This window comes from Streptomyces sp. SirexAA-E (genome assembly GCF_000177195.2).
Taxonomy (GTDB): Bacteria; Actinomycetota; Actinomycetes; order Streptomycetales; family Streptomycetaceae; genus Streptomyces; species Streptomyces flavovirens.
In genome coordinates, this window is the sequence record NC_015953.1 from 4,998,844 (window position 1) to 5,013,958 (window position 15,115).

The window sequence follows — 15,115 nt, forward strand, 5'->3', positions numbered from 1 at the left end:
TGTCAGGTGAGGCAAGCACCGCTCGGCGTGGCGCCGCCAGGAACGCCCGAACGCCCCACGCCTGGCCGTGGAGCCGGTCGGGCGGCCTCCGACCGGGCGGACGTGGCCACCGTCAGGCGTCTCAGGCCACCGGGAAGGCGTAGAAGGCTCGCTCGCGCTGGACGACGGCGTTCTTCCCCGCCGCCAGCACCCGGTAGGCCGCGCTGACCGTGTCTCCCCGCGGATCCTGCACGCCGATGTCCTGGAACTTCCACAACCTGCGCCCGTCCGCCACGGCGAACGCCGTCACCTGGGTGGCGTCCGCCGCGAGCAGGGTCTTCCCGCCGCCGCTGAGCGTGAGGGCGGGGGCGTCGCCGCCGAGCGGGACCTCCGTGGACCGCCGCCAGGCCGTCCGTCCGGTGGCCGCGTCGACCGCGCCGACCTCCTGGTCGCGACTGGTGGTGTGCAGGAGCTTCCCGGCGCGGACGGGGGTGCCGAACACGGACGACTTGGTGCCGGAGAGCGTCCACACCGGCTTCCCGGTGTCCGTCTCGAAGGCCTGGAGGCCGTCGCCGACGGCGGCGTACAGCCGCCCCTCCTCGTCGCCGGCCGACGCGGCGGCCGGGGCGACGGAACCGAACTGCCGGGTCCACAGCTGCTTCCCGGTGGTGCGGTCGAAGCACCGGAAGGTGGCCTTGCCCTTGCCCGCCGCGACGTCGGCCGGGGTGAGCGTCGCCGGGTCCTGGACGACGACGACGTCCGTCGTCCGGACGGCCGTCAGCCGGTAGGCGGGGGTGCCCGTGTCCCGGCCCGCGGGGACCGCGGCGCGCCAGACCTCCTTGCGCCGCACGACGTCGTACGCGAAGAGGTAGGCCTTGGCGACCTGGGTGTCCTTGCCGGGTTTCTTGCCCTTCTTCGGTTTCGGCGCCTTCACGGTGACGGTGTGGGAACCGGTGAACCACAGCACCGCCCCGTCCGCGCCGACCACCGGACCCACCTCGAGACCGGGTACGCCGGTGAACTGGTCCGCGTACCGGACGCGGTGCTCCACCCGCCCGTCCCGGGGCGACAACCAGAGGAGCTCGGTCGGGCCGGCCAGGAGGCAGAGCGTGTCACCGGCGGCCCGTACGGTCTGGGCGCCCGCGGCCTCCTCGCACGTCCAGCGTGCGCGCCCGGTCCGCAGGTCGACTCCGGTGGCCCCGGCGGAGCTGGTCAGCACCAGCAGCTCGTCCTGCCAGATCCCGGCGGTGAGCGGGGCGGGTTCGCCGGCCGGATGGGAGTACGTCCACCGGGGTTCGGGGGCCCTGCCGGGGACCGTCGGGCGCGGTTTCGCCACGGGCTTGTCGTCGGTGGCGGCCGCGGTGCCGTCGGATCCGACGGCCAGCACGCCACCCCCGCCGACGACCAGCCCGGCCGCCCCGGCGGCGACGGCGGTGAGCAGGGCCCGCCGGCCGGGCGCGGGAGCCGGGGGCCCGGGCGCGGACGGTACGGAGCCGGGCACCGCCCGGGGGAGGGGCCGGGCGGCGTACGGGTAGGGCTGGTGCGCGGGGAGGGCGGGCGGCGCCTGCGGGGCGGCCGGGGCGGGGAGTTCGCGGGGGACGGACAGCTGGGTCGTCGCCCGGTCGCCCTGCGGGGCGCGCGGCCCGGTCCGCGGGAACCGGGTGGTGCCCGTGTCCTCCTCGGCGCCGTCGGCGGCCTCTCCGGAGCCGAGCGGGGCCGCGTGCACCGGAGGCGCGTCGGTGGGTTCCGCATCGGCCGGAGCGGCGGGAGACGTACCCGCGCCCGTCCTGGCGTCCGAGGGCGCCGCCAGGGCGCGGACCCGCGCGGCCTGGTCCGTGACGGCCGCGGCGACCGGGTCGGGGAGCCAGCCGCCCCGGGCCATGCCCGCCGCGCCCTCCAGCGCCAGCTTGGCCGCGACCGCTCCCGCGCCGGGCCGGTCGGCGGGGTCCTTGGCCAGGCAGCCGGCGATCAGCTCGCGCAACGCGTCCGGCACACCGTCCAGTTCGGCCGGGGCGTGGGCGATCCGCTCGGCCGCCCCGTCCACCGGACCGTCCGCGAACGGGGTCGTCCCACTCGCCGCGTACGCCAGCAGCAGTCCCAGCACGAAGAGGTCCGACGGGGTGCCCGCCTCCCTGCCCTCGATCTGTTCGGGGGTGAGATAGCCCAGCCGCACGGAGAGCTGGCCACCCGCCCTGGCCTCGGCGGAGGCCGCACCGCCGAGCGGCCCGAACGCCGTCAGCCTGGGCCCGTCCTCGGCCAGCAGCACCGTCCCCGGTGCGAGGCCCTGGAGCACGGAACCGGTGGCGTGCACCCGGGAGAGCGTCTCGGCGAGCCCCGCGCCCAGTATCCGCACGGCCCGTTCCGGCAGCGGGCCCGCGAGCGCGATCGCCTCGGCGAGCGTCAGCGCGGGTACGTACGCCGCCGCCGTCCACAGGCCGTCGTCCTTCGGCCCGGCGAGCGGCGGCTGCACCCAGCCGCCGGACAGCCGCTCCGCGAGACGGATCTCGGCCTGGAAGCGGCGGCGGAACGCGGGCACCGCGGCGAGCTTCGGCCGGGCGGCGGTGACCACGACGCGGCCGTCGCCGTCCGCGTCGTGGGCCAGGTACAGCACCGCGCTCGCGGTCTCACGGAAGCGGACCAGGGCCGTGTACGGGCCGAAGCGGCGTGGATCGTCCTGACGCAGCGCCTCCATGGCGCACCCCCCTTGTGACCGTGCCTCGGCACCTGACCGTCGATCTTAGGGGGTGCGTCCCGCCCCGGCGGGTCCGCCGCTCAGACGCCGCGTTCCGGCTTCGTCCAGGGCCACTTGAGGCGCCGGCGCTCGCGGCCCTCCGAGGCGTACTCGTAGACCCAGCCGCGCTGGAGGCCGAGCCGCTTCGAGTAGCCCGCCGGCGCGCGCCGGTAGGTGTGCACGGTGGCGGGGCGGCCGTCGGTGCCGGGCACGGGGACCTCGTACCACTTGGGCGGGTGCCCGGTCGGGCCGAGCAGCACGGGCAGGACCCGGCCGTCCAGCGGCCCACCGGTGAAGGGGGTGTTCTCGCTTTTCACCGGGCCAGTCTGGCCCAGGCCGAGGGGCCCGGGCACACGCGGCCCGCCGGTGCCGGAGGTCTCGGCGCCCGTCGGGCGGCCTGCGCTCGGGCGGCCACGCCGCGGTCGGAAGCCCGCAGGCTCTCAGCCCGGCGGCAGCAGATGGGCCGCGCGCCCGGCCGCCGGGACCACCAGCGCCGCCAGCCGCCCGGCCGGCCCGTCGGCGGTCTCCTGGTCCACCAGCGCGGCGACCACCGCCGCGCTCTCGCCGTCCGACGCCGCGGTCACCGCCAGCAGGGCGATCAGATGGTCCACCAGCCAGCCCCGCAGATCGGCGGCCGCCGGCTGCTTCTCCTCGTCCAGCCAGATCAGCGAGGCCGCCTCGACCGCCGCGATCCAGGTCCGCACCATCATCCGCAGCCGGGGCCCGGCGGGCTCCTGCCCCGGACCCGTGCCGCGCCCGAGGTGCAGCAGGATCTGCTCCGCCGCGGCCCGGCGCACCCCGTCCACGATCGCCGACGTACGCGAGGTCTCGGCGACGCTGCCGCCGCGCAGCAGCGCGCTGAACCCGGCGTCGTGCTGATCGACGAAGCCGAGGTAGCGGTCCAGGACACGGCTCACCCGCTCGGTGGGCGGCCCGACCGCCGGCTCGGCGAAGCAGAGGGTGAGCTGCTCCGCGGCCGAGCCGAGCGCCGCTTCGTACAACTGCTGCCTCCCACCGGGGAAGTAGCGGTAGACCAGTGGCCGGGAGACACCCGCCGCCACGGCCACCTCGTCGATCGAGACGTCGTCCGGCGCCCGGTGGGCGAAGAGCGTGAGCGCGGCTCCGAGGAGCTGCGCCCGGCGCTCCTCGACACCGAGCCTTCGGTAGGCACGGGTCACAGGTGCGGCGGGGACGGAGGTCATACCCCGAAGACTAAGCGTTCCCCCTGGCGCCCGGAGAGCCCTCAGGCCAGCAGGCCCGAGCTCTTCCACAGCCTGCGTCCCACGCCGTTCAGCACACCGATGTCGTCGAAGAAGTCGGTGAGCCGCTTGGCTCCCGTCTGCATCACCTCGGTCCGGTGGCCGCTCGCCTTCACCTGGGCGACGGCCTGTCGGCGGTCCAGGCCGACGTTCTCGTACACCTGCGGGTTGATGAAGCAGACGGAGAAGATGCGGGCCGCCTCGCCGCAGCTCAGCCGGGTCATCCGACGCTCCCAAGCGGGCGCCGTCACCATCTGGCGGCGCAACTCCTCGCGGGCGTAGCGCACATGGCGGGCCTCCTCGACGACATGGATGCGCGTCACCCCGCGGACCAGGGTCTGGACACGCTCGTCGGGGAACGTGAGGCGCTGCATCCAGTCGAGGATCTCCTCGCCCAGGAGGGTCGCGGCGAACGAACCGGGCGTGGTGGAGACGGTCTTGAGGATGCGCGCCGCGTTGTGGTAGGCGCGCGGCACCGGGTAGGTGGGGGCGCCGCCCCACTGGATCATGCGGCCGAACATCATCGAGTGCCGGCACTCGTCCGCTATCTCGGTGAGCGCGTAGCGGACGTGGTTGCTGGTCACGGGCTTGTCGTAGATGTGCCGGACGAGCAGCTGCATCAGGATGATCTCGAACCAGATACCCAGCGAGGCCAGCGACGCGGCCTCGTGGCGGGCCAGGTCCATCCGCTGCTCCTCGGACATCCTCCGCCAGAGCGGGGTGTCGTAGAGGGAGACCAGCTCGGGCGGCCAGAACCACTTGCCGTCCTCGACGCCCGCGTCCCAGTCGAGCTCGGTGTCCGGGTCGAAGGAGTGCTTGGCCGAGGCCTCCAGCAGGCGCACCGCGACCTGCTCGCGGTCCCTGAGCGGGCCGAGAGCGTCGCGCAGTGCCTGGACGTCCTGTTCGGTCACTGTCGTCATGGCAGAAGGCCCCTCGCACATGGGTTACCGGCGGTCATGCTTTATGAGACTGCTTGTCAGCAAGCCCGTCAATCCCCTGTGCGCGACTTGTTGACCGAGTGTCTACCAGCGTGTGAACCTGCCAACGGACGTCAGCACCACGGAAGTCACGATCCTCGCCAGGCGAAGGAGCTGTCCGTGTCGACACACGACCTCTACACCACACCGCCCGATGGCCCCGCGTGGCAGGTACCCGCCAGCGGCGCGGCCCGCTTCAGCTGGGACTACGACGACGGCCGCGAACGCCTGCTCGCGCTCTACCAGAAGGGCAAGGACAAGCAGTGGGACGGCAACAAGCGCATCGACTGGAGCCTGGAGGTCGACCCCGACGACCCGCTGGGCACCCCCGACGAGGCGCTGACGCTCCACGGCACCCCGCACTGGGCCAAGATGACCGCGCGCGACCGCGGTGAGCTGCGCAGGCACTACACCTCCTGGCAGTTCAGCCAGTTCCTGCACGGCGAGCAGGGCGCGATGGTCTGCGCGGCCCGGATCGTGGAGGCCGTCCCCGACCTCGACGCGAAGTTCTACTCCGCGACCCAGGCGATGGACGAGGCGCGGCACGCCGAGATCTACGGGCGCTTCCTCCACGAGAAGGTGGGGATGCTCTATCCGATCAACGACAACCTCCAGGGGCTGCTCGGCGACACCCTGCGCGACTCCCGCTGGGACATGCCCTACCTCGGCATGCAGGTCCTCATCGAGGGCCTGGCGCTCGCCGCCTTCGGCATGATCCGCGACACGACGACCCGGCCGCTGCCCAAGCAGATCCTCGCCTACGTCATGCAGGACGAGGCCCGGCACGTCGCCTTCGGACGGATGGCCCTGCGCGACTACTACAAGCAGCTCGGCGACGCGGAGCTGCGCGAGCGCGAGGAGTTCGTCATCGAGGGCTGTCATCTGATGCGGGACCGGCTCAGCGGGGTGGAGGTTCTGGAGAACTTCGGCATCGGCAAGCAGGAGGCCAAGGACCTCTCCGAGCACTCCGAATACCTCCAGCTGTTCCGCAAGCTGCTGTTCAGCCGGATCGTCCCCTGCGTCAAGGACATCGGGCTGTGGGGGGAGCGGTTGCAGAGGGCCTACGTCGACATGGGCGTCTTCGACCTGGGCGACTCCAACCTGGACCTGCTGATGGCCCAGGACGAGGAGATCGCCGAACAGCTGGACCGGGACCGCTTCGCCGCCGAGGAGAGGGAGCGGGTGGCGGAGGTGACCGAGGCGATCGGCCAGGGCCGGGCGGCGGACGGCTGACCGCCGACGGGCCGTCAGGGGCGGGGCACGGTCACTCACCTTCCGGGAGCTCGACCGTCCTGCCGTTCTCGTCCAGGGTGTGGGTCTCCCAGTAGACGTCCCAGGTGTCGCCCACGTGCTGGGGGACCTTCCCCTCCGGGTAACGCACCCAGCCCTTCGAGGGCTCCTCGCCGTCCGGGACGCAGGCGCTGCCGCCACCGTTGACGGTCATCACCGGGTACTCGCCGCCGCCGCAGACCGCCTCCTCGATCGAGCAGGCCCCGGTGAACAGCGCCAGGACGGCTGCGGCGGCGGTCAGACCCGCCGTGGCGCGGGACGGGCGGTGAAGTCGGCGGGTCCTGCTCATCGTCGGTCTCCCTGGGGTTCGGTCGGTGGTTCCAGCCTGCCGCGCCCGGCGGCGCGGACCATGAGCCCCCGTACTCATCTCCCCGTGCGCACCGACTCAGCCGCGCACGCCGGGGGCTCCCCGGCGTGCGAACAGCTCTCGACCTGGTACCGATCGTCCGTTCGCCCTCCGTGCCCGCTCCCCGGTGACGTACCGTCCACAGCATGACCACGCCGCCACAGCCGCCCCCGGACCCGTACGGGCAGCCCCAGCCCTACGGGCAGCAACCCCCGGCGGCCCCCGCCTTCTTCCCGCAGCAGCAGCCCGCACCGTACGGCTACCCGCAGCAGCGGCCGCAGGGCGGTCCCGGGCTCTGGGGGCAGCCTGGCGTGCCGCCCTTTCCGCAGCCGCCGCGCAGGAGCCGGACGGGGCTGATCGTGGGCGTCGTGGCCGGTGCGCTGGTCCTCGTGGCCGGACTCGGGTTCGGCGCCTACGAGCTGATCGACGCGGGCGCCGACGCCGTCTTCCCCGAGGCCACGCACCGGCTCGTCGTCGAGAAGGCGGTGCTGGACGGGGAGTTCACCCTCAACGTGGACCTGTCGGACACCGAGGGGAAGAAGATCGAGGACACCCCGGACCCGTCCGTCCGGGGCGGCAAGGCGGTGGTCGCCCAGTACCGCTCGGAGGACGACGACATGCTGGTGCTCTCCGGCATGTACGGACGGCTCTCCAGCCCCGGGCTCATGCGGGGCAAGATCATGGAGGGGGCGGCCGCGGCGGACGGCGCCGAGGTCGTCGTGCCGCCCCGGGAGTTCGAACCGGAGGGGTACGGCATCACGGTGGAGTGCCAGGTCGTGCGGTCCCACGAGGCGGGGCTGACCACCAGCATGCCGATGTGCGCGTGGGGCGACGGCAACACCGCCGCCGTGGTCGCGCTGCTCCGGCAGGCCGACCTCTCCCGGGACGCCGCCTCCCTCGACCTGGAGAAGGTCGCCGAGGAGACCGCGAAGGTCCGCTCCGAGATCCGCGAGCCGCTCAGCTGAACCGGCGCGGCCGCGAGGGCGGCAGGACCCGCTCCACCGCGAGCGCCGCGCCCAGCAGCTCCGCGTCCGTGCCCCGGTCGGTCACCAGCTGGAGGCCGACCGGGCAGCCGTCCGGTGTGAACCCGGCCGGCACGCTCGCCGCCGGATGCCCGCTGAGGTTGAACGACCAGGTGAGCGCCGTGGAGTAGACCTCGCCCGGACCGTCGTGGCCGTGCGGCGTGGTGGGCGTGACCGGGGTGAGCAGCAGCGGTACCCGGGCGAACAGGGCGTCCAGGGCGCGGTCGCCGGCCTCCCGTACCCGCCGCGTCGCCGGGGTCACCGCGTTCCCGCGCACCGCCGCCCACGCCTCGGCCGGGTCCGGCAGGGTGAGGGGGTGCTCGACCAGGCGTACGACCCCCGCCGCCGCCAGCCGGTCCACGGCGGCCCGCACCACGCGTGCCACCTCCGGGTCGACGGAGGCGAAGCCCAGGCCGGGGCTGAGGACGGCCGGGACCGGCAGCCGGGCAGGCCGGGGCACGTAGCCGTCCAGGACGTGCCGCAGATACGTCTCGGCCCGTGCCGCCGAACACGCGAGCACCCCGGGGGAGGCCAGACCCGTAGGGTCGGGGGAGGGCAGGAGGCCCGTGGTCGTCTTCAGGCCGAACACCCCGCACCACGCCGCCGGGATGCGCACCGAACCCGCCCCGTCGCTGCCCGTGGCCAGCTCCACCATGCCCGCCGCGACCGCCACCGCCGAACCGGCCGACGACCCGCCGGGCGTCCGGTCGGCACGCCAGGGGTTGACCGTGCGGCCGTGCGCGCCCAGGCCCCAGGTCTGCCAGCGGGTGCCCGCCCCGGGCACGGAGGTCGCGCCGACCGGGACCGCCCCGGCGGCGATCAGCCGGCGCGCCGGACAGGAACGGGCCCCCGCCCGACCCTTCACCGCGAACGGCATCCCGGCCAGCGGCAGTTCCCGTGCATCCCGCTCGCGGGCCAGGGCCTCGTCGGGCCAGACCTCGGTGAACGCGCCCAGTTCCGGGTCCCGTTCGGCGATCCGGCCCAGCGCCTGTGCCACGCCTGACGTCATGCGCCCAGTCTGTCAGCGCGACCTCGTCAGCGCCGCCTCCATCACGGCCCGGGCGATCGGGGCCGCGTTGCCGCCCCCGCTGACGTCGGCCCGGTTCGCGGAGGCGTCCTCCACGACCACGGCCACGGCGACCGCGGGACGCCCGGAGTCCGGGTCCCGCGCCCACGAGATGAACCAGGCGTACGGCGTACCGGTGTTGTCGACGCCGTGCTGCGCGGTCCCCGTCTTGCCGCCGACCCGCACCCCGTCGATCGCCGCGTTCGTGCCGGTCCCGTTCTCCACCACGTCCACCATCATCCGCTGCAGCTGACGGGCCGTCTCCCGCTTCGTCGCCCGGCGGTAGGTGTCCGAGCCCTCCCGCCGGACGGTACGGCCGTCGTGGTCGGTGACGCGGTCCACCAGGTGCGGGCGCCGGAGTTCGCCGTCGTTCGCGACCGCCGCCGCGACCATCGCCATCTGGAGCGGGGTCGCGGTCGTGTCGAACTGGCCGATCGCGGACTGCGCGAGCTGGTCGTCGCTCATGTCGGTGTCGAAGTTGGAGCGGGCCACACGGGACGGGATCCGCAGGTCGTCGTCGTTGAAGCCGAACCCGCCGACCGCCTCCAGCATGTCCTCCAGGCCCACCTCCACCCCGAGACGGGCCATCACGGTGTTGCAGGAGACCCGGATCGCCTCGGCCAGCGACGCGTTCTCGCAGCCCCGCGCCTCGTCCGGGAGCGTCGTCGTGGTGCCCGGCAGCACGTACGGGGACGGGGTGTCGGTCTCCTCGTCCGGATCCTCCACCACCCCGGCGTCCAGGGCGGCGGCGGCCGTGACGATCTTGAACGCGGAGCCCGGCGGATAGGTCTGCCGGATGGCCCGGTTGAGCATCGGCCGGCTCGCCGACCGGTTGAGCTCGGCCCACGCGTCCGTGACCGAGGAGCCCGTGCCGGAGAGCCGCTCGGGGTCGTACGACGGGGAGGAGACCAGCGCCAGGATCGCGCCCGTCCCGGGATCCAGCGCGGCGACCGCGCCGCGCCGGCCCGCCAGCCCCTCGTACCCGGCCCGCTGCACGGCGGCGTCGACGGTGGTGACGACATCGCCGCCCGGCTGCCGGCTGCGGGTGAGATCGCCCCACAGGGGGAGCGGCGCCAGCACCGAGGCGGTACCGGACAGGACGTCGTCCTCGGCGTTCTCCAGCAGAGTGGTGCCGTACGTCTGGGAGGCGTAGCCCGTCACCGGGGCGTACAGCGGGCCGTGGCGGTAGGTGCGTTCGTGGGCGAGCTGCTCGCCGGTGTCCTTCGAGCCCGTGACGGGCTCGTCGCCGACCACGATGTCGCCACGCGGCTGGTCGTAACGCTCGATCGTCGTACGGCGGTTGGCGGGGTTGTCGTCCAAGGCGTCGGCCTCGAAGAGCTGTACCCGGGCGGCGTTGACCAGCAGCGCCACCAGGAGCAGCAGGCAGAAGGCGGCGGCCCGCCGGATGTAGCGGATCACCGTCCGGCCCCCTGGTGGTGCCCGACGTCCGGCGGGTCCTCCTCGACGATCGGCGCGATCGCCCCGGCCTCCGTCCGGCCCGGGTGCGGCGCGCGGGCCTCGGCGCTGACCCGGATGAGCAGCGCCACGATGATCCAGTTGGTGACGACGGAGGAACCCCCCTGGGCCAGGAAGGGCATGGCCATACCGGTCAGCGGGATCAGCCCCATCACCCCGCCCGCGATCACGAAGACCTGGAGCGCCAGGATGGAGGCCAGCCCGATCGACAGCAGCCGCCCGAAGGGGTCGCGCAGTGCGAGCCCCGCCCGGTAACCGCGGGCCACCAGCAGGGCGTACAGCAGGAAGATCGCGGTGAGCCCGGTCAGGCCCAGCTCCTCGCCCGCCGTCGCCAGGATGAAGTCGGACTTGGCCGCGAAACCGATGAGGATGGAGTGGCCGAGCCCCAGCCCGGTGCCGAGCATGCCCCCGGCGGCGAACGCGAACAGCGACTGGGCGAGCTGGCTGGGCCCCCGGCCCGCGTCGATGCTGGCGAACGGGTCCAGCCAGTCCTGCACCCTGCTGTGCACATGGGGTTCGAACGAGCCCACGACGAACGCGCCCGCCGCGGCCAGCAGCAGCCCCACCGCGATCCAGCCCGTCCGGCCGGTGGCGACGTACAGCATGATCACGAAGAGACCGAAGAAGAGCAGCGAGGTGCCGAGGTCCCTCTCCAGGACCAGCACCCCCACGCTGAGCAGCCAGATCGCGACGATCGGGCCCAGCACCCGGCCGGTGGGCAGCTGGAGCCGCCAGATCCGGCGGCCGGTGTACGCCAGCGCGTTGCGGTTCGCCGCGAGGTAGGCGGCGAAGAACACGGCGAGCAGGATCTTGGCGAACTCGCCCGGCTGGAAGGAGAATCCGCCGACCCGGATCCAGATCTTGGCGCCGTTCACCGCCGGGAAGAAGATCGGCACCGTCATCAGCACCAGCGCCGTGGCGACCGCGAGGTACGCGTAGCGCTGGAGCACCCGGTGGTCGCGCAGCAGGACGACGACGGCGATGAAGAACGCCACCCCCAGGGTGGACCAGACCAGTTGGGTCGTGGCGGCCTGGTCCCGGGGCGTCTCCAGGTCGAGCCGGTAGATCAGCACCAGGCCCAGGCCGTTGAGCAGGACCGCGATGGGCAGCAGCAACGGATCGGCGTACGGCGCGCGCAGCCGGACCGCGAGATGGGCGAGCAGGGCGAGGAGGCCGAGACCGGCGCCGTACCCGGCGACGTCCGGGGGGACCGCGTTGTTCCTGGCGAGGCCGACGGCCGCGTAGCCGTAGACGGAGATGAGCACGGCCCCGATCAGGAGCGAGAGCTCGACCCCGCGCCGCTTGGGCAGGCGTAGCTCGGGCGGGCGCGCGTCCGCCGTCGATGCGGTCATGCCCCGCAACGTAGCAAGAGGCGGGTCGTATTTCCCTTATGTCAGCCCCGCGCCACCCCTCAGCCCTGGTAGGGGTTGCCGCCGCCCGGCGCGTACCCGGGCTGCTGCGGGGCGGTGCCGTACGGATTGCCGTCCTGGCCCGCCTGCGCCTGGACGAGCAGCCGCTCGGCCTCCTCCTTGGGTATCTGCCGCTCCCCGGCGCAGAACGTGCACTGCGTCGCGTACTTCGTGGAGAAGGGGAAGAGCGGCACGAAGAACAGCGTGAACTTCGTGACCCGCTTGCGCAGTGTGTGGGCGGCGGGATTGCCGCACCAGCCGCACACCATCGTGAGGACGGCCAGCTGCTGGAGATAGCCTCGCGTACCGAAAATGATCATGATGTGGTCCCTTTCCCCGTATCGACCCCGAGAGCCCGCCGGCAGAGCGCCAGGAGCTTCTCGTCCTCATAAGTGTCGTGACTGCCGTAGCCGCCGTCCATCGCGTTGTGGCGGCGCACCGACAGCAGTTCGGCCCGCAGCACCTGGGCCGCGTCCGGTCCCGCGCCGGGCAGGCCCATCCGCACCAGGCACTGGGCGACCCGGACCCTGACGTGGCGGTTCTGCTCCCAGGCCGCGAGGAGGACCGGGACGCTCTCACCGGTCCGCCCGGAGATCTCCCACAGGGCGACAGCGGCGTCGACGCGCAGCCACAGCTCGTCGTGGGCGAGCAGGGCGCGCAGCCGTGGCACCGCCACCGCCGCCTCCCCGCCGAGCCGGCCCAGCGCGACGGCGGCTGCCCGGCAGTCGTGCACCCGCTCCGCCCCCAGCCCCTCCAGCAGCACCGGCAGCACCGCGCCCGCGTCCCCCTCGACCGACCAAAGGGCCTCGGCCGCCTCCGTCGCCGCCGTACCCGGCCGCCGGATCAGCGCCCGCAGCTCCGGCACCGCCTCGCGGGCGGCGGGCCCGAACGCGTCGAGCGCCCGCAACGCCGCCGTGCGCAGCCACTCGCCCCGGTATTCCGGCGCCCCCCGCAGCACCCGCAGGACCTCCGGCGTCGCCCCGCCCGCCCGCAGCGCCGTCAGCCCGGCGAGCAGCGGAGCCGCCCGGTCGTACGCGCCCTCGTCCAGGCCGACCTCGCCCAGGCGGCGCCGCAGCGTCCCCGCGAGGGGAGCGGCCGCCTCGCCCAGATACCGGATGGCGAACCCCACGTCGTGCGGCACCTCCGGCTGCGCCAGAGCCGTGGCGAGCGCGGGCAGCACCCGGGCGTCCCCCAGCCTGGCCAGCGCCTTGACCGCCGAGCCGAGGCCGGGCGGGCCGCTCGCCCACTGCCGCACCCAGGCACCGGGTTCCGCCGCCACCCGCGCGGCCAGGGCGTCGGCGGCCGGCGCTGCCAGCGAGAACAGCTCCTCCAGCACGTGCGAGGCCGCCTCCGCCAGACGCGGCTCCGGGTCGGTGAGCTGCCCCGCGACCAGCCGCACCAGCTCGTCGTACGCGCCGCGCCAGGCCCGTATCAGCCCGCTGCTCATCCGTACGGCGTCGATGCGCTGCCAGGGGTCGGGGCTGCGCAGCTGGTCGGCGAGGAGCGCCGTACGCTCCGCCACCCGGTCGTCCAGGCCCACGTGCAGGGTGCGGAGCAGGTCGGCGGCCCAGGGCGCGGTGCGCCCCGAGGTCTCCTCGGCGGACAGCGCCCGCAACTGCCCCACCAGCGTCGGGGCGGGCGTCCGCTCCGACGCCGCGTCACCGGTGGGCACCTCGGGCCCGCCACGCCCCGCCCTCCCGGGGCGGGTGCGCAACTCCCGCAGCAGCCCCGACACCATCGTGACGACGTCGCCGGGCAGGGCGTCCGGGGCGCACCGGGCGAGCTGGGCGAGGGCGGCGAGCCGCAGACCGGGCGCGTACGCCTCCGCGGCGAGGCGGCTCAGCCAGTCGGCGGCCTGCCCGGCCAGCGGGCGGTGGCGCAGGGCGACGCGTCCCGCCGCCTCCACCAGTGCGAGGCGCACCTCCTCCGCGGCCTCCACGGGCAGCCGCTCGCGCAGCAGGGCCAGCACCTGGGCCGGGCGGCTGTGCAGGGTGGCGAGGGCCAGCGGGGCGGCGAGCCGCACGCCCGGGTCCTCGTCGGCTATCAGCTCGCAGAACACCCCGGCACCGGCCGTGACGGCGGCCGCCGCCATCGCGTAGTTCGCGGCGCCCTCGATCTCGTCCTCGTCGATCTCGTCCTCGTCGTCCTCGTCGAGGTCGATGCCGCCGATGCTCGTGAGCAGTTCGACGATGCTGCCCCGGTCCTGGACGCCGGGGTCGACGACCAGCTCGAAGAGGAAGGGGATGCAGGCGAGCGTGCACGCGTACACGTCGCCCTGGTGGTGGACCGCGCCGTACATCCCGTCGAGCGCGCTCTCCCGCTCGGCCGGGTCGGCCGAGGCCAGGCCCCGCAGGAGTGCGGGCACGTCGTCGGCCGGCCCGTAGGCGTGCTCCATCGATGCCCAGTCGACCTCGTCGATCCCCGCGAACACGCCGTTCCCTCCCCGTGTCGTCCTCTGCACCGCGAACCCGGTGGGCCGTGTCCAAGAAGCAGCTCTGGGCAGAGTGTGCACCACGTGCCTGACAATCCACCCTCCACTTGCGGCCTTTCCTGACGTGTGCAGGGCCGCCTGTGGACGTGCTGTGACCTTCCTGTCCGCGCCGCGTCGCCCGGGGGCCGGCCTCAGACGCCCGGCAGGGGGCGGGCCGGGCCGGGGCCGGTGAGCGGGCCGAGCAGATCCCCGTACCGCTCCAGCCGTGCGGCCATGTCCCCGGCGAGGAAGACCAGGTCGGCGGGGTCGGCGCAGGCCTCGACCTCCTCCCAGGTGACGGGTGCGGACACCGTGGGGCTGTCCTTCGCCCGCAGGGTGTAGGGCGCGGCGGTCGTCTTCGCCGCGGCGTTCTGGCTGAAATCGACGAAGACCTTCCCCGGGCGCAGCGCCCGGGTCATCCGGTGCACCACCAGATCCGGCAGTGCCTTCTGCGCCTCGACGGCCAGCGACTTGGCGTAGGCCGTGACGTCCTCGGCGGGGGCGGGTTCCAGCGGCACGATCAGATGCAGCCCCTTGGAGCCCGAGGTCTTCCCGTACGCGGTCAGCCCGTCCGCCGCCAGCCGCTCCCGCAGCCAGAGGGCGACGGCGCAGCACTCGACGACGCTCGCCGGTGCTCCGGGGTCCAGGTCGAACACCATCCGGTCAGCGACCGCGGGCGTCCCGCGGCGCCACTGGTGGGTGTGGAACTCCACCACGAGATTGGCCGCCCACATCAGCGAGGGCAGATCCTGCACGAGCACCTGCCGGGCGTCCGGGTCATCGGTGCGGGGCACCGGCGCGGTGCGCACCCAGTCGGGCGTACCGGGCGGCGGGTTCTTGGTGAAGAAGCGCAGCCCGTCGGGCCCGTCGGGGTAGCGGAGGAAGGACAGCGGGCGGTCGCGCAGGTGGGGGAGCATCGCGTCGGCCGCGGTGGCCGCGTAGTAGTGCAGCACCTCGCCCTTGGTGGTGCCGGTGGCCGGATACAGCACCTTGTCGAGATTGCTGAGCGCCAGGCGCCGCCCCTCCACCTCTGTGATCGGCGTCATACGATAAGAATCGCACGAAACCGTGGCAAACAGGTCGTCGCACG

13 protein-coding genes are annotated in these 15,115 nt (G+C 74.0%); 2 read left to right on the plus strand and 11 right to left on the minus strand.

The features are described from left to right. Window positions 1–121: 121 nt before the first annotated feature. From SACTE_RS22470 to SACTE_RS22485, 4 genes are all read right to left on the minus strand, one after another. The gene (locus SACTE_RS22470) at window positions 122–2,671 is read right to left on the minus strand and encodes a PQQ-binding-like beta-propeller repeat protein (protein WP_014048311.1); all 2,550 of its coding nucleotides are present in this window, start codon (window positions 2,669–2,671) and stop codon (window positions 122–124) included. Window positions 2,672–2,751: 80 nt separating this feature from the next. After that, entirely contained in the window at window positions 2,752–3,027 is a 276-nt protein-coding gene (locus SACTE_RS22475) for a hypothetical protein (protein ID WP_019992358.1), read from the minus strand. A 123-nt stretch (window positions 3,028–3,150) separates the two neighbouring features. Next, entirely contained in the window at window positions 3,151–3,912 is a 762-nt protein-coding gene (locus SACTE_RS22480) for a TetR/AcrR family transcriptional regulator (RefSeq protein ID WP_014048313.1), read from the minus strand. Between the two features lie 41 nt (window positions 3,913–3,953). Further along, complete coding sequence (locus SACTE_RS22485) at window positions 3,954–4,889, minus strand: diiron oxygenase (protein ID WP_014048314.1); 936 nt, start codon at window positions 4,887–4,889, stop codon at window positions 3,954–3,956. A gap of 177 nt (window positions 4,890–5,066) precedes the next feature. Between SACTE_RS22485 and SACTE_RS22490 the strand changes: the two genes are divergently transcribed. Next, entirely contained in the window at window positions 5,067–6,179 is a 1,113-nt protein-coding gene (locus tag SACTE_RS22490) for a ferritin-like domain-containing protein (protein ID WP_014048315.1), read from the plus strand. A gap of 31 nt (window positions 6,180–6,210) precedes the next feature. On the opposite strand, the gene SACTE_RS22495 is transcribed toward SACTE_RS22490, so the two are convergent. Further along, the gene (locus SACTE_RS22495; protein WP_014048316.1) at window positions 6,211–6,525 is read right to left on the minus strand and encodes a hypothetical protein; all 315 of its coding nucleotides are present in this window, start codon (window positions 6,523–6,525) and stop codon (window positions 6,211–6,213) included. A 203-nt stretch (window positions 6,526–6,728) separates the two neighbouring features. Here SACTE_RS22495 and SACTE_RS22500 point away from each other — a divergent pair, with 203 nt between their 5' ends. Continuing rightward, window positions 6,729–7,547 carry a hypothetical protein gene (locus SACTE_RS22500; RefSeq protein ID WP_014048317.1) on the plus strand — a complete coding sequence of 273 codons (819 nt, stop codon included), beginning with the start codon at window positions 6,729–6,731 and terminating at the stop codon, window positions 7,545–7,547. Here the strand turns inward: SACTE_RS22500 and SACTE_RS22505 are convergent. The 6 genes from SACTE_RS22505 to ligD form a co-directional block, all read right to left on the minus strand. Then, window positions 7,540–8,613: an amidase gene (locus SACTE_RS22505; RefSeq protein ID WP_014048318.1), complete on the minus strand. Its 1,074-nt coding sequence runs from the start codon at window positions 8,611–8,613 to the stop codon at window positions 7,540–7,542. The two genes, SACTE_RS22500 and SACTE_RS22505, sit on opposite strands and share 8 nt — an antisense overlap. A gap of 12 nt (window positions 8,614–8,625) precedes the next feature. Next, window positions 8,626–10,089 carry a penicillin-binding transpeptidase domain-containing protein gene (locus SACTE_RS22510; protein ID WP_014048319.1) on the minus strand — a complete coding sequence of 488 codons (1,464 nt, stop codon included), beginning with the start codon at window positions 10,087–10,089 and terminating at the stop codon, window positions 8,626–8,628. Beyond that, complete coding sequence (locus SACTE_RS22515) at window positions 10,086–11,498, minus strand: FtsW/RodA/SpoVE family cell cycle protein (RefSeq protein WP_014048320.1); 1,413 nt, start codon at window positions 11,496–11,498, stop codon at window positions 10,086–10,088. Before SACTE_RS22515 ends, SACTE_RS22510 begins: the two co-directional genes overlap by 4 nt. Before the next feature lie 59 nt (window positions 11,499–11,557). Next, window positions 11,558–11,875 (minus strand): zinc-ribbon domain-containing protein, encoded by a 318-nt coding sequence (locus tag SACTE_RS22520; RefSeq protein WP_014048321.1) that lies wholly within the window; start codon window positions 11,873–11,875, stop codon window positions 11,558–11,560. Next, complete coding sequence (locus SACTE_RS22525) at window positions 11,872–13,986, minus strand: PBS lyase (protein ID WP_014048322.1); 2,115 nt, start codon at window positions 13,984–13,986, stop codon at window positions 11,872–11,874. Before SACTE_RS22525 ends, SACTE_RS22520 begins: the two co-directional genes overlap by 4 nt. Window positions 13,987–14,177: 191 nt before the next feature. Beyond that, entirely contained in the window at window positions 14,178–15,071 is an 894-nt protein-coding gene (gene ligD, locus SACTE_RS22530; protein ID WP_014048323.1) for a non-homologous end-joining DNA ligase, read from the minus strand. Between the last annotated feature and the right edge of the window lie 44 nt (window positions 15,072–15,115).

Coding starts and splice junctions, on each gene's coding strand:
- SACTE_RS22520 (WP_014048321.1), bottom strand. CDS start 11,875: ATGATCATTTTCGGTACGCGAGGCTATCTCCAGCAGCTGGCCGTCCTC.
- SACTE_RS22515 (WP_014048320.1), bottom strand. CDS start 11,498: ATGACCGCATCGACGGCGGACGCGCGCCCGCCCGAGCTACGCCTGCCC.
- SACTE_RS22480 (WP_014048313.1), bottom strand. CDS start 3,912: ATGACCTCCGTCCCCGCCGCACCTGTGACCCGTGCCTACCGAAGGCTC.
- SACTE_RS22505 (WP_014048318.1), bottom strand. CDS start 8,613: ATGACGTCAGGCGTGGCACAGGCGCTGGGCCGGATCGCCGAACGGGAC.
- SACTE_RS22485 (WP_014048314.1), bottom strand. CDS start 4,889: ATGACGACAGTGACCGAACAGGACGTCCAGGCACTGCGCGACGCTCTC.
- ligD (WP_014048323.1), bottom strand. CDS start 15,071: ATGACGCCGATCACAGAGGTGGAGGGGCGGCGCCTGGCGCTCAGCAAT.
- SACTE_RS22500 (WP_014048317.1), top strand. CDS start 6,729: ATGACCACGCCGCCACAGCCGCCCCCGGACCCGTACGGGCAGCCCCAG.
- SACTE_RS22470 (WP_014048311.1), bottom strand. CDS start 2,671: ATGGAGGCGCTGCGTCAGGACGATCCACGCCGCTTCGGCCCGTACACG.
- SACTE_RS22495 (WP_014048316.1), bottom strand. CDS start 6,525: ATGAGCAGGACCCGCCGACTTCACCGCCCGTCCCGCGCCACGGCGGGT.